Annotated in this window: 16 protein-coding genes; 5 read left to right on the top strand and 11 right to left on the bottom strand. The window is 71.8% G+C overall.

The genetic code is table 11. The annotated features are described in order from the left end of the window. Positions 1-11 precede the first annotated feature (11 nt). A complete protein-coding gene (locus NAG42_RS11580) occupies positions 12-2372 on the top strand; it encodes an arylsulfatase (RefSeq protein ID WP_250030210.1) in 2361 nt (786 codons plus the stop codon). On the opposite strand, the gene NAG42_RS11575 is transcribed toward NAG42_RS11580, so the two are convergent. The 3 genes from NAG42_RS11575 to NAG42_RS11565 form a co-directional block, all read right to left on the bottom strand. Further along, positions 2347-2796, bottom strand: a complete 450-nt coding sequence (locus NAG42_RS11575; RefSeq protein ID WP_250030209.1) for a DUF6069 family protein — start codon at positions 2794-2796, stop codon at positions 2347-2349. The two genes, NAG42_RS11580 and NAG42_RS11575, sit on opposite strands and share 26 nt — an antisense overlap. Next, positions 2793-3791: an RNA polymerase subunit sigma-70 gene (locus tag NAG42_RS11570; protein ID WP_250030208.1), complete on the bottom strand. Its 999-nt coding sequence runs from the start codon at positions 3789-3791 to the stop codon at positions 2793-2795. Before NAG42_RS11570 ends, NAG42_RS11575 begins: the two co-directional genes overlap by 4 nt. A 65-nt stretch (positions 3792-3856) precedes the next feature. Beyond that, positions 3857-4939, bottom strand: a complete 1083-nt coding sequence (locus tag NAG42_RS11565) for an aminotransferase-like domain-containing protein (RefSeq protein WP_250030207.1) — start codon at positions 4937-4939, stop codon at positions 3857-3859. Positions 4940-4974: 35 nt separating this feature from the next. Here NAG42_RS11565 and NAG42_RS11560 point away from each other — a divergent pair, with 35 nt between their 5' ends. Together NAG42_RS11560 and NAG42_RS11555 are read left to right on the top strand one after the other, a co-directional pair. Then, on the top strand, positions 4975-5916 hold the full coding sequence (locus NAG42_RS11560) for a phosphoglycerate dehydrogenase (RefSeq protein ID WP_250030206.1): 942 nt from the start codon (positions 4975-4977) through the stop codon (positions 5914-5916). Positions 5917-5953: 37 nt separating this feature from the next. Beyond that, the gene (locus tag NAG42_RS11555) at positions 5954-6568 is read left to right on the top strand and encodes an MSMEG_1061 family FMN-dependent PPOX-type flavoprotein (RefSeq protein ID WP_250030205.1); all 615 of its coding nucleotides are present in this window, start codon (positions 5954-5956) and stop codon (positions 6566-6568) included. A gap of 1 nt (position 6569) precedes the next feature. Here the strand turns inward: NAG42_RS11555 and NAG42_RS11550 are convergent, their stop codons facing one another. Then, on the bottom strand, positions 6570-9983 hold the full coding sequence (locus tag NAG42_RS11550; protein ID WP_250030204.1) for a bifunctional proline dehydrogenase/L-glutamate gamma-semialdehyde dehydrogenase: 3414 nt from the start codon (positions 9981-9983) through the stop codon (positions 6570-6572). 92 nt (positions 9984-10075) lie between these two features. Here NAG42_RS11550 and NAG42_RS11545 point away from each other — a divergent pair, with 92 nt between their 5' ends. Then, positions 10076-10987 carry a LysR family transcriptional regulator gene (locus NAG42_RS11545; RefSeq protein WP_250030203.1) on the top strand — a complete coding sequence of 304 codons (912 nt, stop codon included), beginning with the start codon at positions 10076-10078 and terminating at the stop codon, positions 10985-10987. On the opposite strand, the gene NAG42_RS11540 is transcribed toward NAG42_RS11545, so the two are convergent. The 4 genes from NAG42_RS11540 to NAG42_RS11525 form a co-directional block, all read right to left on the bottom strand. Then, positions 10984-11406 carry an RDD family protein gene (locus NAG42_RS11540; RefSeq protein ID WP_250030202.1) on the bottom strand — a complete coding sequence of 141 codons (423 nt, stop codon included), beginning with the start codon at positions 11404-11406 and terminating at the stop codon, positions 10984-10986. The two genes, NAG42_RS11545 and NAG42_RS11540, sit on opposite strands and share 4 nt — an antisense overlap. Further along, positions 11403-12029, bottom strand: a complete 627-nt coding sequence (locus tag NAG42_RS11535; RefSeq protein ID WP_250030201.1) for a hypothetical protein — start codon at positions 12027-12029, stop codon at positions 11403-11405. Before NAG42_RS11535 ends, NAG42_RS11540 begins: the two co-directional genes overlap by 4 nt. Positions 12030-12433: 404 nt before the next feature. Then, complete coding sequence (locus tag NAG42_RS11530; protein ID WP_250030200.1) at positions 12434-13480, bottom strand: hypothetical protein; 1047 nt, start codon at positions 13478-13480, stop codon at positions 12434-12436. 145 nt (positions 13481-13625) lie between these two features. Continuing rightward, the gene (locus NAG42_RS11525; RefSeq protein WP_308201138.1) at positions 13626-16889 is read right to left on the bottom strand and encodes a protein kinase domain-containing protein; all 3264 of its coding nucleotides are present in this window, start codon (positions 16887-16889) and stop codon (positions 13626-13628) included. 18 nt (positions 16890-16907) lie between these two features. On the opposite strand from NAG42_RS11525, the gene NAG42_RS11520 reads away from it, so the two are divergent. Next, entirely contained in the window at positions 16908-17657 is a 750-nt protein-coding gene (locus NAG42_RS11520; protein ID WP_250030199.1) for a hypothetical protein, read from the top strand. A 3-nt stretch (positions 17658-17660) separates the two neighbouring features. Here the strand turns inward: NAG42_RS11520 and NAG42_RS11515 are convergent, their stop codons facing one another. The 3 genes from NAG42_RS11515 to NAG42_RS11505 are packed head-to-tail and all read right to left on the bottom strand — an operon-like array spanning position 17661 to position 19740. Beyond that, the gene (locus NAG42_RS11515; RefSeq protein WP_250030198.1) at positions 17661-17933 is read right to left on the bottom strand and encodes an ion channel; all 273 of its coding nucleotides are present in this window, start codon (positions 17931-17933) and stop codon (positions 17661-17663) included. Positions 17934-17941: 8 nt separating this feature from the next. After that, the gene (locus NAG42_RS11510; protein WP_250030197.1) at positions 17942-18319 is read right to left on the bottom strand and encodes a hypothetical protein; all 378 of its coding nucleotides are present in this window, start codon (positions 18317-18319) and stop codon (positions 17942-17944) included. Positions 18320-18372: 53 nt separating this feature from the next. Further along, positions 18373-19740: an FAD-binding oxidoreductase gene (locus tag NAG42_RS11505; RefSeq protein WP_250030196.1), complete on the bottom strand. Its 1368-nt coding sequence runs from the start codon at positions 19738-19740 to the stop codon at positions 18373-18375. Between the last annotated feature and the right edge of the window lie 55 nt (positions 19741-19795).

The raw sequence follows: 19795 nt of genomic DNA, 5'->3' as shown, positions 1-19795 counted from the left end.
GGGAGCAGAGCATGACCGACGACCGACAGCGGACGATCCTGCCGATGCCCGACCGGCCCTGGCCGGGCGCCGTGCTCTACGACGCGAAGGACCCGGCCGCCCGTTTTCCGGCGATCCGGCCGGTGCGCCCGCCGCAGGGGGCACCCAACGTGATCGTCGCCCTCATCGACGACGTCGGCTTCGGGGCCTCCAGCGCGTTCGGCGGGCCGATCGCCACCCCGACGGCGGAGCGGCTGGCCGACGGCGGCCTCAAGTACACCCGGTTCCACACCACGGCCATCTGCTCGCCGACCCGCGCCGCGCTGATCAGCGGCCGCAACCACCACACGGTCGGGATGGGGGGCATCACGGAGATGGCCACGGCCGCGCCCGGCTACACCTCCGTGCGGCCCAACACCTGTGCGCCGCTGCCCGAGATCCTGCGGCTCAACGGTTACTCCACGGCGCACATCGGCAAGTGTCACGAGGTACCGGTGTGGGAATCCAGCCCGGCCGGGCCGTTCGACCGCTGGCCGTCGCCCGGCAACGGCTTCGAGTACTTCTACGGCTTCCTCGGCGGTGAGACCGACCAGTACTACCCGACGCTGCACGAGGGCACCACCCGGGTCGAGCCGCGGACCACGCCGGAGCAGGGCTATCACCTGACCGAGGACCTGACCGACAAGGCCATCGCCTGGCTTGGGCAGCAGACCGCGCTGGCCGCGGACAAGCCGTTCTTCCTCTATTGGGCGCCGGGCGCCACGCACGCCCCGCATCACGTGCCGAAGGAGTGGGCGGACCGGTACCAGGGCCGGTTCGACGACGGCTGGGACGCGTTGCGTGAACGCACGATCGCCCGGCAGAAGGAGCTGGGCGTCATCCCGGCCGACGCCGAGCTGACCGGGCGGCACCCGGAGATCCCGGCCTGGGACGACATGCCGGAGGAGCTGAAGCCGGTGCTGCGCCGGCAGATGGAGAACTACGCCGGTTTCCTCGAGCACACCGATCACCACCTGGGGCGCCTGGTCGACGCGGTCCAGGAGCTGGGGCTTCTCGGTGACACCCTGATCTACCTGATCATCGGGGACAACGGTGCCTCCGCCGAGGGCACGGTCAACGGCACCTACAACGAGATGATCAGTCTCAACGGGATGGCCGCGCTGGAGACCCCGGAGTTCCTGATGAGCCGCCTCGACGACCTGGGCGGGCCGGACTCCAACCCGCACTACGCCGTCGGCTGGGCGCATGCGATGTGCACGCCGTACCAATGGACCAAGCAGGTGGCGTCGCACTGGGGCGGCACCCGCAACGGCACCATCGTGCACTGGCCCGACGGCATCACCGCGGCCGGCGGCGGCCTGCGTCATCAGTTCCACCACGTCATCGACGTCGCGCCGACCGTGCTCGAGGCGGCCGGACTGCCCCAGCCCGTCCAGGTGCACGGGGTCACCCAGCTGCCCATGCAGGGCGTCAGCATGCGCTACAGCTTCGACGATCCGGATGCCGCCGAGCGGCACGGGACCCAGTACTTCGAGATCTTCGGCAACCGGGGGATCTATCACCAGGGATGGTCGGCGGTGACCAAGCACCGGACGCCGTGGCAGACCACCGGCGACGTGGGCATCGCGTTCGACGACGACGTGTGGGAGCTCTACGACGGCCATACGGACTGGACCCAGGCACGCGACCTGTCCCGGGAGAACCCGGCGAAACTGCACGAGCTCCAGCGCCTCTTCCTGATCGAGGCCACCCGCAACAACGTGCTGCCGCTGGACGATCGATCCTTCGAACGGGTGCTGCCCGAGGTGTCCGGCCGGCCCACCCTGGTCGGCGACCGGCAGGTCCTGCGGGCGGGCATGGGCGGCCTGGTCGAGCAGCACGTGGTGAACTGGCGTAACCGCTCCTGGTCGCTGACCGCCCTGGTCGAGATCCCGGACCGCGGCGCCGACGGCGTGCTGCTCAGCCTCGGCGGCCACACCGGGGGCTGGTCGTTCTATCTCAAGGACGGCGCACCGGCCTTCTGCTACAACCTGTTCGGCATCACCCGCACGTACGTCCGCTCGGACGAGCGGGTGCCCGCGGGCGAGCACCAGGTGCGGCTCGAGTTCGCCTACGACGGCGGCGGCCTGGGCAAGGGCGGCGCCGTGTCGCTCTGGGTCGACGGCAACCGCTCGGCCACCGGCCGGGTGGAGCGCACTGAGCCGATCGGATTCGGCTACGAGTACACCGACGTCGGGCGCGACGATCAGTCACGGGTCAGCGAGGACTACGCGGAACGCGACAACAGCTTCACCGGGGCCATCAAGTGGATCGAGCTGGCCGCGGGCAAGGACAGCCACGACCACCTCATCGACCCGCAGACCCTGGTCAGCTATCACCTCGCCAAGCAGTAGCCGCTTCCGGAGCCGGGCGCACCCCGGCCGGCCGGGAGACCGTTCGCAGCTGCCGCGCCAGGGCCGGGATCATCACCGCCGCCGCGATGAGGTGCAGCCCGATCAGGGCCATCGTGGTGGCGGTGCCGGCCCCGGCCAGGAACGGGGGGACCAGCGAGATCGCGGTCAATGGCACCGCCGTCGCCACGAACTGCCGCGCGGGGCGGGCGCTCCACCGGCGCAGAGCGAGCGCGATCAGGACCCCCACGATCGAGAAGAAGCCGGTCACCACGGCGAACCCGGGCAACGGGATCGTCTCGCCACCGTCCGGGACGGCGAAGTCGACGCCGGCCGCCCGGGCCGATGCCGCGGCGACAGCAGTGACCACCGTCGCCACGAGCGTGGCGAAAAGGCCGGTGACGGCGAGCCCGCGGCTGCCGCTCACTTCGTGCCGTCCGCGGGCAGGAGCTCCGGCAGGCCGAGCCGCGGGAACTGGTCGTTGTGGAACGTGGTGATCTCGGCGATCGCCCCACCGGTGATCCGCAGCGCGTCGACGGTCAGCGGCAGGTAGGCGCCGGCCGCCTTCCGCCAGTGATAGAAGGCGACGGCGGGCTGCCGGTTCACCGAGGTGGGAACGGCGCGCAGGCCCGTCATGCCCGCGAAGCCGCTCTCGATCCAGTAGTTCACCACCACGTCGCGGCCGACGTGGAGGCCCGGCGTGGGCGGCATGGAGGTGCGGACGTCGTCGCGGACCAGGGCGGCGAGCACGTCGATGTCCGCCGCCACGCTGGCGTCGGTGAAGCGGCGCACCAGCTCGCGCGTCCCGGCGTCCTCGTCGCCGCCGGTCCAGTCCTGCCGCTCGGCGGGCAGGTGCTCCCGCATGCCGGCGCGGGCCCGCTGCAGCGCGCTGTTGACCGAGTTGACCGAGTCACCGAGCAGCTCGGCGACGTCCTTGGCGGGCCAGCCGAGCACGTCCCGCAGGATCAGCACGGCCCGCGGGCGCGGCGCCAGGTGCTGCACGGCGACCAGGTAGGCGAGCTCGATCGTCTCCCGCGCGACGGCGACCGTCTCCGGCTCGTCGGCGCCGCCCGCGGGCAGCTCGTCGAGCAGCCGGTCCGGGTAGGGCTGCAGCCACCGCACCTCACCCCCGGTGGCCGGCTCCGGCCGGCACTTGGCCAGCAGGTCGAGGCAGGCGTTGGTGGCGATCCGATAGAGCCAGGCCCGGAACGTCGAGCGCCCCTCGAAGGTCTCCCGTCGCCGCCAGGCCCGCAGGAACGTCTCCTGCACCGTGTCCTCGGCGTCCTCGAACGATCCGAGCATCCGGTAGCAGTGCACGTGCAGCTCCCGCCGGTGCCGCTCGGCCAGCCCCGAGAACGCCGGCTCGTCGACTTCACCCCACGTGCTCATGTCCAGCTCCTCCGGTCGCGTGTCCGTTGTCATCGCGTCATCCTTCCGCCTCGTCATGGCCCGTCCTCAGATGAGACGGCCGGGAGCGCGACAACTCATCACTCGGCCGGCAGCGCGGCCCGGAGCCGTCCGGCCGCCTCGATCAGGTCAGCCGGGGCCAGGTGCGAGAAGCTCAGGCGTACGTGATCGGAGCCGCCACCGCGGCCGGCGTAGAAGGCCGGGCCCGGGACGAACGAGGTGCCGTGCCGCTCGGCCCGGGGAAGCAGTGCCTCCGCGTCCAGGCCGGCCGGCAGCCGCAGCCACACGAACCAGCCGCCGTCCGGCGCGGGCACGCCCAGGGCGCCGGTCAGGGCGTCCCGGTGCTCGCGGTAGCGGTCGCGCAGCCGCGCCACGTGCCGCTCGTAGGCGCCCGAGGTGCCGAAGGTGGCCATCGTCATCGCCGTGGAGTGGTTGACCCCGCCGCCACTGTGCACATAGCCCAGCCGGGCCAGCCGGTCGATCAGCGACGGCGCCGCGTTGATCCAGCCCAGCCGCAACCCGGGCGCCACCGTCTTGGCGAAGGACCCCAGCCGGACGACCCCGTGCCCGTTCGCCAGGTGCCAGAGCGCGGGCGGGGCGCCGTCGCCGTAGTACAGCTCGCGGTAGGTGTCGTCCTCGACGATCGGCACCCCCAGCGAGACCAGTTCCCGGCGGCGCTCGAGCGGCAGGCTGCGCCCGGTCGGGTTGCCGAACGTGGGCACGAGATAGAGGAACACCGCGCCGAGCGACCGGGCCAGCGCGGCGGTCTCGGCCGGCCGCAGCCCGTCCTCGTCGGCCGGGGCCGGGACCAGCCGCACGCCGTGATCGGTCAAGATCTGAAAGGCCAGGTGGTACGTGGGGGAGTCGACCAGGACGACGTCGCCGGGCCCGGTCAGCAGCTGGGTCAGCAGGGCGAGCCCGTGCGAGGCGCCGGCCGTCACGAAGGTCTGGCCGGGTGTGGCGTCACCGACGTGCGCGCAGAGCCAGTCGATCAGCGGCGCCGGGCCGGTCGGATGGCCGTACGTGAGGGCCTGCCACCCGTACGTCTCGAGGGTCTCGGCCCCGGCCCCGGACCACGCGCCGAGCGGCAGCAACGAGGGCAGCGGATGGCCCCACCCGAGGTCGAGGATCCCGGGCCGATGCTCGAACTGGACGATCGTCACAGCGCCGAATCTAGTCACGGTGATGAAATGGGGGCATGAAGCTTCTGCTGCCGGACAGCATCCACCTCGACCCGCGCCTGCCCGAGGGGGTCACGGCCGTGCGTTACGCGGCGGGCCGGCCGATCCCCGAGGAGCACACCGACGCCGAGGTGCTCGTCGTCTGGAACAACCCGGGCGACCAGCTGCGCGATGCGGCTCAGCGGCTCAAGGTCCTGCGCTGGGTGCAGACCCTGGCCGCCGGCCCGGACGCGGTGCTCGCGGCCGGCTTCGGGCCCGACGTGGTGGTCACCTCGGGGCGCGGCCTGCACGACGAGACGGTCGCCGAGCACACGCTGGCGCTGACCCTGGCCGCCGTACGGCATCTGCACGTGCTCCTGCGGGCCCAGGCCGCCCACCACTGGGCCGAGGAGATGCGCGAGCTGCAGGCGGCCCCGGCCACCCAGGGCTACTACACGCTGCGCGACGCGAACGTGGTGATCTGGGGGTTCGGCAGCATCGCGGCGGTGCTGGCGCCCCATCTGCGGGCCCTCGGCGCCCAGGTGACCGGCGTGGCCCGCAGCGCCGGCACCCGCTCGGGCTTCGACGTGGTCACCGAGGCCGAGCTCCCGCGGCTGCTGCCCGCCACCGACGTGCTGATCGGCATCCTGCCCGCCTCGGAGGAGACCGTCCACGCCCTCGGCGCGGAGGTGTTCGACCTGCTGCCCGAGCACGCCTGGGTCGTCAACGTCGGCCGGGGCGCCACCCTCGACGAGGACGCTCTGCTCGACGCGCTGGAGGACGGCGGCATCGGCGGGGCGGCGCTCGACGTCTTCGAGAGTGAGCCGCTGCCCGAGTCGTCCGGTCTGTGGAACGAGCCCAACGTCATCATCACCCCGCACGTCGCCGGTGGCCGCCCGCTCGGTGCCGACGCGCTGCTCAGCGAGAACTTGGTCGCATTCACCGAGGGCCGTTCGCTGCGCAACGTCGTGGAAGGTTAGGTTGGCCTTCCTTGACCGGCCGGCATACGGAGATGCAATGACCAGGGTCATCGGGACCGAGGCGGAGCTGCGGGAGCTCGTCGCGCCACCACCGCGCTTCATCGCGGAGAAGGGCATCGATCACATCGACGCCGAGTCGCGCCGGTTCCTCGAGCTCAGCCCGTTCTTCCTGCTGGCCACCTCGGCCGGGGACGGCACCTGCGACGTGTCGCCGCGCGGGGACCCGCCCGGCAGTGTGCTGGTGCTGGACGACCGTACGCTCGCCTTTGCCAACCGCAAGGGCAACGGGCGGCTCGACAGCCTGCTCAACATCCTCGAACGACCCCGGGTCGGCCTGCTCTTCCTGGTGCCGGGCTCGGGCGACACCATCCGGGTCAACGGCCGGGCGCGAATCGTCGCCGACGCCCCGTACCTGGACCGGATGGCCGTCAAGGGCGTGACCCCCGACCTGGCCGTCGAGGTCACGGTCGAGGAGCTGTTCCTGCATTGTGCGCGGGCTTTCGTACGGTCGTCGTTGTGGAACGCCGCGACCTGGCCCGCGAAACGTGACGTACCGTCCGCGGGCCAGATCGCCAAAAGCACGTCGGGCACCCCGGTCGCCGCCGACGAGATCGACGCCGCACTCGAGGTGGCCGCCCTCGACGCCTACTGATTCACAGCGCCGAGGCGGCCAGCTGGTCGGGGTTGCCGAAGCGGTGGGCCGTGATGCTGACCGCCTGCTCGTGCAGGAAGGGCAGCATCTCGATCCGGCCGGCCTCGGTGACCGGGCCCGACCAGACGGCCAGGTCGGGACGGCCGCCGGTGGCCCGGGCCAGCGCCTCGGCCGAGCCGCCGATCAGGCGTACGCGGCTGGTGCTCCGCAGGCCGGCGGCGAACTCGTCGTCGCTCTCCACCCGCACGTCGACCGGGATGGCCACGGCCAGTTCGGCCGTCAGCGCGACCGCGGTCGAGACCCGGAACGACGCCCCGGCCCGGACGCCGGCGGCCACGACCCGCAGCAGCTCGGCCTCCGAGCCACCGTCGGCCAGCCGCACCTCGACCGGAACGGGCAGGTAGCGCAGCACGTTGCGCTCGGCCCACAGCCCGGACACGTCCTTGGCCGCGCCGAACTCGGCCGCCCACGCCGCCGCGTCGCTGCGGGCCGCCCGCTCCAGCATCCGCGCGTCGCCGGCGGGCAGCGCCCGGCCGGCCGCGGTGAGCAGCGCCCGGACGGCCACGTCGTCGACCTTGGCCTCCACCGCCGCTTCGGCCGACCGCCAGCCGGACAGCCCGACCAGATAGTTGGGGCCACCGGCCTTGGTGCCGGGGCCGACCGCCGAACGCTTCCAGCCGCCGAACGGCTGCCGCCGGACGATGGCGCCGGTGATGCCCCGGTTGACGTACAGGTTGCCGGCCTGCACCCGGTCGAGCCATCGCGCCAGCTCGGCCGGGTCCAGCGAGTGCAGACCCGAGGTGAGCCCGAAGTCGACGTCGTTGACCAGGTCGATCGCCTCGTCGAGGGTCTCGGCGGTCATGATGCCGAGCACCGGTCCAAAGTACTCGGTGCGGTGATAAGCCGACCCGCGGGCCACGCCGTCACGGATGCCCGGGCTCCACAGCCGGTCGCTGTCGTCCAACTTCTCCGGCCGCAGCAGCCAGCTCTCACCCGGGCCGAGCTTGGTCAGGCCGTCGAGCAGCTTGCCCGAGGCGGGCTCGATGACCGGGCCGACCTGGCTGCGCGGGTCGGACGGCCAGCCCACGGTCAGCGAGCGGGCGGCGTCGAGCAGCTGGTGGCGGAAGCGCTCCGAGCGGGCGACCGAGCCGACCAGGATGACCAGCGAGGCGGCCGAGCACTTCTGGCCGGCGTGCCCGAAGGCCGAGGTGATCACGTCCTTGACGGCCAGGTCGAGGTCGGCGCTGGGGGTCACGATGATGGCGTTCTTGCCGCTGGTCTCGGCCAGCAACGGCAGGTCGGTGCGGAACGAGCGGAACAGCTCGGCCGTCTCGTACGCCCCGGTCAGGATGACCCGGTCGACCAGTGCGTGGCTGATCAGCTGCTTGCCCAGCGCCCGCTCCTCGACCTGGATCAGGGTGAGCACGTCGGCGTCGGGCAGCACCGGCTTGATGATGGCGGCCAGGACGGCGCCACAGCGCTCGGCCGGACCAGCCGGCTTGAGCGCGACCGCGGAGCCGGCGGCCAGGGCGGCCAGCACCGAGCCGGCCGGGATGGCCACCGGGAAGTTCCACGGCGGCGTGACCAGCGTGAGCTTCTCGGGCACGGCGACCGCGCCGTCGACGGTGTCGAGACCGGCGGCCAGGTCGGCGTAGTAGTGCGCGAAGTCGACGGCCTCGGAGATCTCGGGGTCGGCCTGGTCGGCCGTCTTGCCGGTCTCGGCCGCCATCACCTCCAGGAGGTCGGCCCGGTGGGCCTCGAGGGCCTCACCGACGCGGTGCAGGACGGCGCCGCGCTCGGCCCCGGACATCGCGCCCCAGGCCGTACCGGCGGCGACGGCCGCACCCAGGCGGTCGTCGAGGCGGCGCTCGTCGGTGACCCGGGCGGCGTCGATGACGTCGACGCCGATCCTGGAGCCGGGCACCCGCTCGAGGACCTCGCGGACCCACGTGCGGTTGGTCTCGACGGCGGGGTCGGTGTCGGGGGTGTTGGCGAACCGGCCGGGTTCCACGGGGGGCCGGACGGCGACGCGGTGCGTGTCCGGCACCTTGTCGTCCAGTTCCTTCAGCGAGGCCAGGAAACGGTCGCGCTCACGGGCGAACAACGCGGAGTCGCTGTCCAGCTCGAACACCGCGGACATGAAGTTGTCGCTGCTGGCCCCCTCTTCGAGGCGACGGATCAGGTAGGCGATCGCGACGTCGAACTGCTCCGGGCGTACGACCGGGGTGTAGAGCAGCAAGCCGCCGACCTCGCGCCGGACCACCTCGGCCTGGCCCTCGGCCATGCCGAGCAGCATCTCGAACTCGATGCCCTCGCGCACGCCGCGCCGACCGGCCAGGAGCCAGGCGTACGCGATGTCGAAGAGATTGTGCCCGGCCACGCCCAGCCGCACGTTGCCGATCCGGTCGGGGTGCAGCGCGTAGCCGAGCACCCGCTTGTAGTTGGTGTCGGTCTCCTGCTTGCTGCCCCAGGTGGCCAGCGGCCAGCCGTGCACGGTCGCCTCGACCTGCTCCATCGGCAGGTTGGCTCCCTTGACGAGGCGCACCTTGATGCCGGCGCCGCCCCGCTCGCGCCGGGCGGCCGACCACTCCTGGAGCCGGATCATCGCCGCCAGCGCGTCCGGCAGGTAGGCCTGCAGCACGATGCCGGCCTCGAGGTCGCGCAGCTCGGGCTTGTCGAGGAGCCGGGTGAAGACCGCGATCGTGAGGTCGAGGTCCTTGTACTCCTCCATGTCGAGGTTGACGAACTTCTTGGTCCGGGCGGTGGCGGCCAGCGTGAACAGCGGCGTGAGCTGCTCGACGATCTCGGTGACGGCCTCGTCGAACGCCCACGGGTTGTGCGGCGCGACGGTCGACGACACCTTGATCGACACGTAGTCGACGTCGTCGCGGCCGAGCAGCCGCTCGGTCTCGCGCAGCCGCCGGGTCGCCTCGCCGCGGCCGAGCACCGCCTCGCCCAGCAGGTTGACGTTGAGCCGGACGTCGCGGCGCTTGATCCGGGCGATGGCCCGGCCCAGCTTGGCGTCGCCGGCGTCGACGATCAGGTGACCGACCATGCGGCGCAGCACCCGGCGGGCGATCGGCACGACCACCCCCGGCAGCACCGGGGCCAGGGCGCCGCCGAGCCGCACGGCGCCGCGCAGGGGAGCGGGCAGGAAGCGGGGGACGTCGGGCGCGAGCGCGTTGAGGGCGCGGGCGCTGACCCGGACGTCCTCGGGGCGGACGACGCCGTCGACGAAGCCGACCGCGAAGGCGAGGCCCTTGGGGTCGCGCAGCACGCCGGCCAGCTGCGCCGCCGAGCCGGTGGTCTTGATGGCCGAGGCCTCGTGCAGCCAGCGGCGGACCAGCGCGATGGCCTCATCGGCGAGCTCGGGGTGCACGGCCTCGTGGGCCGGCGACTGGACGACGTCAGACATGCCGAAAGTGTCCTTCCGGATTCCGTTCAGAAAAAGCGACGGTTTTCGACGAGTACTCTTCAGTTCCGCTTAACGTTTCTCGGGAGGCTCCCGTGCTGGAGATCCGGCGCCTCGTCCTGCTGCGCGAGCTGGCCGTCCGCGGAACGATCGCGGCCGTCGCCGAGGCGCTCAACTTCTCCCCGTCGGCCGTGTCGCAGCAGCTCAGCCAGCTCGAGAGGGAGGCCGGCATGCCGCTGCTGCGCAAGTCGGGCCGGGGCGTGCAGCTCACCCCGCAGGCCGAGGTGCTGGTCGAATCGGTCGGCGACGTGCTCGACACGCTGGAACGGGCCGAGGCGCGCCTGCAGGCCTCGACCGCCACGGTGAGCGGCCGGGTCCGCGTGGCCGTCTTCCAGTCGGCCGCGCTGGCGCTCATGCCGGCGACTCTGCTCGCCATGGCCACCCGCTTTCCGGACGTACGGGTCGAGATGGTGCAGCGCGAGCCCGAGGAAGCGTTGCGCGAAACGTGGGCCCGCGACTTCGACATGGTGATCGCTGAGCAATACCCGGCCCACGCCGCGCCACACCACCCCGGCCTCGATCGCCGCCCGCTGACCACCGACGTCATCCGCCTGGCCCTGCCCGCGCCCGAAGCGGCGTTGCACCCGGTGACCTCGCTGGACGAGGCCCGCCACATGCCCTGGGTCATGGAGCCGCGGGGCACCGCCTCCCGCCATTTCGCCGAGCAGCTGTGCCGCTCGACCGGCTTCGAACCCGACGTACGGTACGAGACGGCCGACCTGCAGGCCCACATCCGCCTGGTCGAGTCGGGCAACGCCGTCGCCCTGATCCCCGACCTGGTCTGGGCCGGCCGGGACACGTCCTGCCGCCTGCTCACCCTGCCCGACCGGCCCCGCCGCACGATCTTCACGGCCCAGCGCCTCTCCGGGGCCGCTTCCCCGGCCGCGCGGGCCCTGCGCGAGACGCTGGAGCGGGTAGCCGGCGAACTGCACCGCTCGACGGGTTAGCGGGCATCCCCCCGGCGCGTCACCGCGGTCCGGGCGAGTTTGTCGTGCAGGGCCTGACGCCGCCGGTCCACCAGCAGCCAGGCCGCGCCGACCGGGAAATAGGCGAGAACGACGGCCCGCAGGAGAGCGGCCGGCCAGCGAACCGGGCGGCCGTCCAGGGCGACCACCCGCAGCCCGAGCAGGGCCATGCCCGGGGTGCGGCCGGCCAGGGCCCAGAACAGGGCGCAGCCGGCCGCGAACACCGTGGGCAGGCCCAGGGCGTACGTGGCGGCGAGCAGCCGGGCCAGGCCGTCCAGCGGGGCGCCGCCGACCTGGGCGACCAGGGCGACCGTGGCGATGGTGCCGGTCGCGGCGGCCACCAGCAACAGAGCGTCGACCAGGTAGGCAAGCAGCCGGCTGACCGCGCCGGCGTACCTCACCGCCGATCGCCGGGCGGAACGGACGGAACCCCGCCGTTGGTCGGCACCGGTGCCACGGTCGGCTCGGTCACCGGCGGCGGGGCGACCGGCGCCTCACCGATCCGCGCCGGGCGGGTGCGGCGCCACCACATCCGCGAAGTCATCCGGTCGACCGCGTCGTCACCGGCGGCCGCTCCGCTGCGGATCCGGCCGACCAGCTCGTCCACCATCGAGTCGCGCTGGCCGCGCACGAGCGGCTGGATGCGTTCCGGCTCCTGCTCGAGCAGCGTCAGCACGTCGTCGAGCACAGTGCGCACCAGCGGCCGCAGGATCCGGGAGACCTGGGCGTCCACCACCCGGTCGACCAGCGGTGAGGTGGCCACCGCGTCGATCACGGCCTCCGCCGCGGACACCACCTGGCTCCGCCGGCCGGCCACGGTGACCGCAGCCCGGCTGCGCTGGTCGGCCACGGCGGACGCCGCCCGGTTGCGCTCGGCCGCGCCCTGCTCCGCCAGCCCCGCGGCCCAGCGCCGGATCTCGGCCGCGCTGCCGTCCACCCGACCGCGTACCGACGTCCCCGCCTCACCGGCCTCACGGACCACCCGCACCCGGACCGCCGCCCCCGCGTCCACCGCACCCCGCACCAGCCAGGCTCCGGCACCGATCGCGACGTCTCCCCATCCGCCCGGATCGCCCGTGGGTTTCCGGGTGGTCGGCTCCGGACCTGTTGGTGGCGCGGCCGTCTGCCCCTGGGCCGTTGGTACCTGAGCCGCTGGCGTCCGGGTTGGTGGTTCCTGAGCCGCTGACTCGTGAGCTGCCGGCTCCTGGCCGGAGAAACCGAGCATTCTGGACCTCCAGCCGCCGGGCCGGAGTTCCCGGCCGCCCGCGGCCATGGTCCCTCCGGCGTTCCGCGCGCACCTCATCTGTCGGGGATGAGTGACGGGAGCCCTCGGCCAGGGAGGGATGACGAGAGCCGTCTGCCGGGGCCGACGGGCATCGAAGCCGTGCGGAACCCACGACCGTGCCGGCGAGGCGGCGGTCGCGCGACTCAGATGTCCTCGACGTCACGAAGCAGCGTCGGAACTTGACGGGTGGGGTCGACGAGCAGCCTGGAGAGCAGATTCTGGCCGAAGCGCAGCTTGTCGTACTTGATTCTGAACAGCGGTGGCTCGAGACGGATGTTGCTGGTTCCTTTCAAGACATAGAATTGGTTCTCATCTGATTTGAAGGTCATGGTCTCCGAACGTCTCCGGATCGCCGCGTCGTCGACTTTACGAAGGCATGCAAAACAATTGTGAATTGTCTTGTAAGCGGTTTCCGATCGTTCGTATACAAGGGTAAGTTTCCATTTTCCGGAACGCTCTGCTACTGGTAATCCGGTGCGGAACTTATCACCGTTGTCAGGATCTTGAAAAGTGCTGAAGAACCAGAGGGTGAGGTCTGGTGAGAAGGTGGCCTCGCCGCGATACCGGTACGGCTTCGAGTACCGGTAATAGAATATCTCATTCGGTGTGGGCCGGACGACTGTGATCGACCCGTTGCTCACCGGATCGGCCGCCGAGGGCGTCGACGTGATTGAGCCCGACGGCTGTGCCGACGGAGGGGAAGGTGTCTCCGTCCCCGTCGATTCGCGAGGGCCGCTGTTGGTGTTCGACCGGGGCCGGGCCAGGGCTGCGAGGTCGGCCCAGTCACCGGCGATGTTCTCGAGAAGCGTGATGGAAGTGACCAGCAGAGATATCAAGGCGATCCGATCACCCGTACCCGTCGGCCACACGCGGAACGGCAGAAAGCCGTTGGGCATCCGCTCCGCGACCCGCTGGGCGGCTCCATCCAAGTCCTCAGGATCATCCAGGCCACTTTGAGCGATCGCTTTGACTTCTCGAAGTTGCTCCCGGGAAAGACCGGTCGAGGCCAGGTATCTCAGGTGCTCCGTCGCCTGCGCGATCCGATAGGCTCCGTTGACGTGCCCGCAGCGCGGACATTTGCTGGGAGCCCCGGCGTTCGCGGCGCTGATCGCATCGGACCGGAAGCTCGATGGCAGAATCAGCTTCGACGAGTAGACCTGGTTGCACGCGTCGCAAATCAGAGGGAGCACCAGTCCTCCAACCGGTGCAATGCCGTATTGCGTTCACGCACCGTTCATCGGACGTTATCAGCCAGTGCTGCGCCTGGACCCTCCTCCGAAAAGGTGGGTGAAGCCGCCGGGACGGTCCGTGTGTTCGCGATGGACGTACTGGCGTCTAAGCCGGACAGGACGGCTGGAAAGGAAGGTCGGGGACGTAAGTCTTCCACGGGTCGCGGCCGAGTCCGGACGTGAGCCGGCAGGCCGTGGACAACGGATCGCGCAGCGTCTGCGCCAGGTTCGACACATCCCACAGGCGGGCGTCGGACGGACTGGTCGTGGCCAGGACCGGGCGGTCGGTCCCGAACGCGGTCGACCGGATGGTTTCCGGGAACGACCAGAGATGGGTCGGTGGGCTGTTGTCGATCGTGCTCCAGATCCCCGTTCCCGTGCCCGTCTCGACTGCGGCCAGGCTTCCGTCGGATGACAGAGCGCTCGTCCCGTCGGCTGCTGGGATGACCACCGGCTCCTGCCCGCTGCCGGGACGCCAGAAGTGGGCGCCTTCACCCGTGGTGAACGCGACCTTGCGGCCGTCTCCGCTGTACGCGAGTCCGACGGGCTCGTCCGGGGCGACCACTGTGTCGACGCGCCGGGGTCGCTCCGGAGCTTGGATGTCCCACACCACCACGGCGTTCTTGTTGCCGTTCTCGGTTTGATCGGTGAGCAACAGAGAGGTGTGGCGAACGAATCGAGCCGTGGTCGCCTTTTCGATCGTGGCGATCGCGGAAGACGACATGAGGCTGCCGTCTTCCGGGATCCGGCGTATCGCGACGGACAGCTTCAGATCCTCAGTCGTCGCCGCGAGGCCGGACTCCGGATTGATGTCGAGGAAGGACTGGGAGAGTTTCGTGTCGGCGGGTTGACGGACGCGGGGACGGCCGGGATCGGCGATGTCATACAGCGTCAGGCCGTCGAGAAGGTCGTTGCCCCCGGAGCGGAGGGTGCCGCGCTCGGTGTAGTCGAGGTTGCCGGCCACAGTCGTCGCCGTCGGTCGGCTGCCTACGTCGAGCGGCCAGGACCGCACTGATCTCGCCGTCCGGACCTGCACTGTGCCGGTCGGTGTGATGTCGACCGATCCCAAGCCCTGGACGTCGTGCAGCAGCGTGTTGCGCAACGCGGGACGGAACAGTCCGTCCACCCGCCAAGTCATGGTCGTGTGCGCCGGCCCGTGGCCCGCGGTGAGGAGCTCCGTGCTGTCGGGCGAGAAGTCGACCGACGTGACCTCGGCTGAATGGCCGGTGAAGGTGGCGATCCTGGTGGGTTTCGCCGGGGTGCGCAGGTCCCAGACAGTCACGTCGTGCCGGTTGTGGTTGCCCACGGCGAGCCGCGTGCCGGTCCGGTCGAAGCCCAGCGTGCTCGGTGGTCCGCTTTCGCCGAACCTCTTCAGCAAGCGTGGAGTCGACTGCGTCATGTCGAACAAGCGGATGCCATTCGGGTCGGCCGCGGCCATCAGGCGGCCGTCGGACCGGAAGGCGACCAGGCCGATGCCGCCCTGGAGCTTCAACCGGCCGACCAGCCGAGGTGACCGCACGCCGGTGACCTTCCAGAGCGCCAATGCCGTGTCCGCATCGCTGTCGTGGCTGGCCACGATGCCGTTGGCCACATCGAAACTGCCGAATCGAAACGGGAAGTTGCCGCTGCGGAGACTCCATTTCCGTCGCGGATGGCTCGGGTCGGTGACGTCCCACATCGACCCACCGGCCATCAGGCCCGTGCCGTCGCGCGTGAACGACAACAACAAGGCCGGAGGAGCTTCCGTCGAGGTACTCGTGCTGAGCAGCCGCGGTGAGCCGGGCGAGACCACCGACCACAACCGAAGTTTGTCGCCGAACGTAGCCAGGATCCGTCCATCCGGGCTGAAGGCGACCACCAGCGTGTCCTCGTCGCCGAGCGGCAGCGACGCCGCGTGCGTCTTGGCACCGCCGGGTTCGACCCGCCAGAGGTCGCCGCTGCCGTTGACACCGACGGTGGCGATTGTCTTACCGTCCGGGCTGTAGACGGCACGCCAGGTCGGCTGGGTGGTATCGAGCTCACCCTGATATCGCGTGGCCAGCGCCGCGATCACCGCGCCACGGGCCGGATCGGACGGTGCGAGCACTTGCGCGGTCATGGCCAAGCGAAGCGACAGACCCGGATCGGACCGGAGAACTCCTCGCGCACGCGTGATCAGCTGCTGGGCCACGGCGGCGACGGCTCGTCGTCGCGATTCCTGGCCGGCGGCCTGGGCCTCCCGGGCGAAGTGAGTGGCCACCGCGACCGACCCGCCGATCAGGGTGAGTGCCGCGGCCGCGGCCGCGGCACGGTGTCGCAACCGGCGCCGGACGTCTCGGCGCGCAGCCGCCGCCGACGCTTCGAGGGCGGCGGCGTACAGATCGGGTTGTGCCACGGCCCTCTGGCGGGAGGTGGGCTCACCGTCACGCAGGAGCTTGTCCAGGACGGAGGCCGCGTTCGGGCGAGCGGCCGGATCTTTGACCAGGGTGGCCGCGACGAGGTCGCGCAGGCGGCCGGTCAGCCCGGTCAGGTCCGGTGGCTGGGTCAGAATGCTTCCGGCTGTGGCCAACGGGGATTCGCCGCCGAACGGGGTGCGGCCCGTCACGGCGTAGGCGACCAGGACGCCCCAGGCGAAGATGTCGGCGGCTGGGGTGATCGGCAGACGGCCCGTGGTGTCAAAGCGCTCCGGGGCCATGTAGGCGATCGTGCCGACCATGTGATCGGGTCGGGTCAGGACGCTGGCGCTGTCGGTGCTTCTGGAGATCCCGAAGTCGATGACCTTGGGGCTGCTCGGGGCCAGCAGCACGTTGGCCGGCTTGAGGTCCCGGTGGACGACGCCGGCGCCGTGGATACTCACGAGCGCGGTGGCAACACCCACAGCGACGCTCTGCAGCTCGTGCTCGGGTAGCGGGCCGTGGTCGCGGATCACCGCCTCGAGACTGGGGCCATCGACGTACTCAACAGCCATCCACGGCATCTCGCCGTCGGGATCGGCGTCCAGGACGGCCGCCGTGCAGAAGGCGGGCACCTGCCGGGCGCGGCGCACCTCGTTGCTGAAGCGGGCACGGAACTCCTGGTCGGCGGCGATGTCTGGACGGATGGCCTTGACCGCGGCGCGGCGGCCGGCGGCGTCGCGAGCGAGGAACACGGTGCCCATCCCGCCCTCGCCGACGCGGGCCAGCAACTGAAACCACCCGAGCGTGGTGGGGTCGCCCGGCCGCAGGGGAGTCAACGTCACGAGCGGCAGACTACAAAGGCCGCGCACTACTCTCCGTAGTTGATCTCCGGCTGGCACGAACGTGATCGAGGAGTTATGCCATGTCGATCGGTGCTGGGAGACGGCCTGGCGGACGCCCTCGAGCTCGACGGCTTCAGGTTTGAGACCCGGCACGGGTGGGACGATGCAGGCATGGTTTATCCGTTCGCTCCCGGGCCGGAGGTTGGTGGGCCGGTCGGCGAAAGCTACGCCGTGGCGCTGGTGCGGGGTGGGGAGCCCGGCCGGGTCACGGACGTGTTGCGGCGGCTTCGGTTCAGCGGGTGGGTCGCGCCGGCGGCCGGTGGGTGGCTGCCGGTTGTGGCCGGGGCCGGGGCGGGAGCTGTGGCGGCCGGGCGGCGAGGGATCGTCGGTGTGGGCGAGGCGCTGGCCGAGGAGCTCGGCGGCGACGTGATCGTGGTCCGGGTGGTGGCTGACCGGCAGCTCGCGATGGTGGCCTGGGCCGGCGGCGAGGAGACCGGGCGGTACGTCAGCGACCCCTCGCGCGAGCCGGGGGCCGACGAGGACGTTCTGCCTGATCCGCTGGGGGTCGAGGACGCGGCGGCGTTCGCGGCGGCCGCCGGGCGTCCGGAGCGGGGCGGGGAACTGCGGGAAGTCCTGAACGAGCGGCTCGACCCGGAGAGCTTCATCGAGTCCGAGCGGCTCTCGCGGACCCTGCGCCTGCTGGAGCTGCCGACATGGCTGGTCGCGGTCGCCTCGCTGCCGCGGGATGTGCCGACCGGGCCGCGGGCGCGGGAGATGACCCGGCTCGGGTTCGGGCGGCCGGGCCTGGCCGGGATCGTGTGCGCGCGAGCCGGGCGCGTGGTGCGCAAACGTCTGGCGCCGCCGCCGGTCTTCGACGACCCGCCGCAGGCAACCTCCGGCCTGGATCCCTGGCTCATGTAGCGCTCACTCCGGAGGCGGGTGGTGCCGGCGGCGGGGGCGCCAGGCCTCCACCACCTTGGCCACGGCCGTCACCAGGAAGAGCTGGCCGGTCAGCGCCTCCAGGACGGCCAGGCTGCGGCCGGGGTTGCCGGTCGGGACCAGGTCGCCGAAGCCGGTAGTGGTCAGCGTGGTGAAGCTGAAGAACAGGAAGTCGGGGAGGGTGGCCGGGCCCGAGTCGCCGAAGAACGGGCCGGGCTGCAGGACTTCGACGGTGCGGTAGGCGAAGCCGAAGGCCATGCCCAGCATCAATACGCGGCCAGGGCACCCAGCAGCAGTTCCTTGTCCACCGCCCGGCGGGCCACGTCGGCCACCATCGCGCCGGGCGCGATCAGGTAGAGCACACAGCCGGCCAGGAACGTGGCGCCCAGCAACCAGTTGCCGGGGGAGAACACTCCCCACACGCCAGCCACCACCGCCACCGCGAAGACGGCCGTGGCCACGTGGTGCAGATGCCGGCCGATCGCCGCGACCCGCAACACATACCAGACCGTGCCGATCTGGACCACCAGCACGATGGCGATCCCGACGCGTTCGGTGACCGAGGTGGCGATGACATAGGTGAACACGATCAGAGCGATGACCGGGCCGTAGCTCGCCCGCCTGGGCTCGGTGTCATCCGCCATCGGCTGACGGTAGCGCGGCGCGTGACCCCGCCAGGTCACGCGCCGCACGTGATTCAGCGCACCGGCACCTGGCCCGCGCGCAGGACATTGGCCGGGTCGTAGCGCTCGGCCAGCAACGTCAGCCGGGCCAGGGTCTCCGGGTCGTAGGAGCGGGCGATCCGTTCCGCGCCGGCCGCCGCGCCGTGGTTGGGCAGCGCGCCGCCGGTGGCCCACGGAGCCAGTGCCGAGCGCACAGCGGCCGCGTGCGGCACGATCGCGTCGGCGATCGGCGGCACCGGCACGCCGATGACGGTGAGGACGAACGCGGCGTCCCAGTGGCAGAGGGCGCTCGGGTGCGGGGGAGTGGCCGCCAGCGCGCCGCCCAGCCGGCGCAGCTCGACCATCACCTGCGGCGAGCGGGCGTCCGGTCCGGCCACGGCCAGCAACGCGTCCACCGCCTCGGCCGGCAGCGACGTCAGCAGGTCGGTCTCCTCGATCACCGGCATCGGGCCGGCCGGGTCGGCGTGCACCAGGCCGATCGACGCGTACGGGATGGTCCGCACCGCGTCGATCAGGGGCGCCGCCACGGCCCGCATCGGAGCCAGGACGGCCTCACCCGACTCGGGGGTGCCGGTCCAGGCGAAACGCACGGCGACGGTGAACCGGCCGGCCAGCGGCTCGGGCACATCCGGCATCGGGGGCAGCTGGAGCAGCGCCAGCGACGTGGTCGCCTCGGCCGGCAGGGCGGACGACCACTGGCTCCACCGGTGCACGACCGCGGAGGTGTCCGCGCCGGCGAAGTACAGCGCGCCGGCGTAGACCGACGCCAGCGGCACGAGGTCGAACTCGAGCGCCGTGACGATCCCCAGCGCCCCCTTGCCGCCGCGCACGCCCCAGAACAGCTCGGGTTCGTCGACGGCGGTCGCCCGGCGCGGCACACCGTCGCCGGTGACGATCTCGATGGCCCGTACGCGATCCGAAGCCCAGCCGAAGGTCCGCGCGACCGGCCCGAGCCCGCCGCCGGTGGTGTAGCCGACGACGCCCACCCCCGGCGCCGAGCCGCACAGTGGCGCCAGCCCGTGCGGGGCGGCTGCGTCGAGCACCTGCTGCCAGCGCACGCCGGCCCCGGCCCGGGCCCACCCCTCGGGGTGCACGACGCATTCGTCGAGGCGCCCGGTGTGCACGAGGATCGCGCCGTCGAGGGTCGTGACCAGGCCGTGCCCGGTGGCCTGCACGGCGACGGCCCGCCCGGTCGCGGCGGCGAACCGTACGGCCTCGGCGACATCCCGCGCGTCCCGGGCCTCGACGACGGCCGCGGGCGTCGCGGTGATCGCGACATTGAATCCGGGCGTCAGCTCGGCGTACAGCGGCTCACCGGGCTCGGCGAGAGCCCCGGTCAGCCGGCGCCGGAGCGCCTCGAAGGATGCGACGGCGGTGGTCATGGTGGTCCCTTTCGTCATCCGGGTGGCAACACCGATGACTCTGCCGGACCCCACT

This window comes from Paractinoplanes maris (genome assembly GCF_023544465.1).
GTDB classification, from domain to species: Bacteria; Actinomycetota; Actinomycetes; order Mycobacteriales; family Micromonosporaceae; genus Actinoplanes; species Actinoplanes maris.
The sequence above is the reverse complement of the archived record's forward strand: the minus strand, read 5'-3'. Positions and strand labels throughout refer to the sequence as shown.

What these genes read in the sequence shown, in the direction of transcription:
- NAG42_RS11570 (WP_250030208.1), bottom strand. Translation starts at nt 3,791, where the DNA reads ATGACAACGGACACGCGACCGGAGGAGCTGGACATGAGCACGTGGGGT.
- NAG42_RS11510 (WP_250030197.1), bottom strand. Translation starts at nt 18,319, where the DNA reads ATGGCGGATGACACCGAGCCCAGGCGGGCGAGCTACGGCCCGGTCATC.
- NAG42_RS11515 (WP_250030198.1), bottom strand. Translation starts at nt 17,933, where the DNA reads ATGGCCTTCGGCTTCGCCTACCGCACCGTCGAAGTCCTGCAGCCCGGC.
- NAG42_RS11550 (WP_250030204.1), bottom strand. Translation starts at nt 9,983, where the DNA reads ATGTCTGACGTCGTCCAGTCGCCGGCCCACGAGGCCGTGCACCCCGAG.
- NAG42_RS11560 (WP_250030206.1), top strand. Translation starts at nt 4,975, where the DNA reads ATGAAGCTTCTGCTGCCGGACAGCATCCACCTCGACCCGCGCCTGCCC.
- NAG42_RS11520 (WP_250030199.1), top strand. Translation starts at nt 16,908, where the DNA reads ATGGTTTATCCGTTCGCTCCCGGGCCGGAGGTTGGTGGGCCGGTCGGC.
- NAG42_RS11505 (WP_250030196.1), bottom strand. Translation starts at nt 19,740, where the DNA reads ATGACCACCGCCGTCGCATCCTTCGAGGCGCTCCGGCGCCGGCTGACC.
- NAG42_RS11580 (WP_250030210.1), top strand. Translation starts at nt 12, where the DNA reads ATGACCGACGACCGACAGCGGACGATCCTGCCGATGCCCGACCGGCCC.
- NAG42_RS11555 (WP_250030205.1), top strand. Translation starts at nt 5,954, where the DNA reads ATGACCAGGGTCATCGGGACCGAGGCGGAGCTGCGGGAGCTCGTCGCG.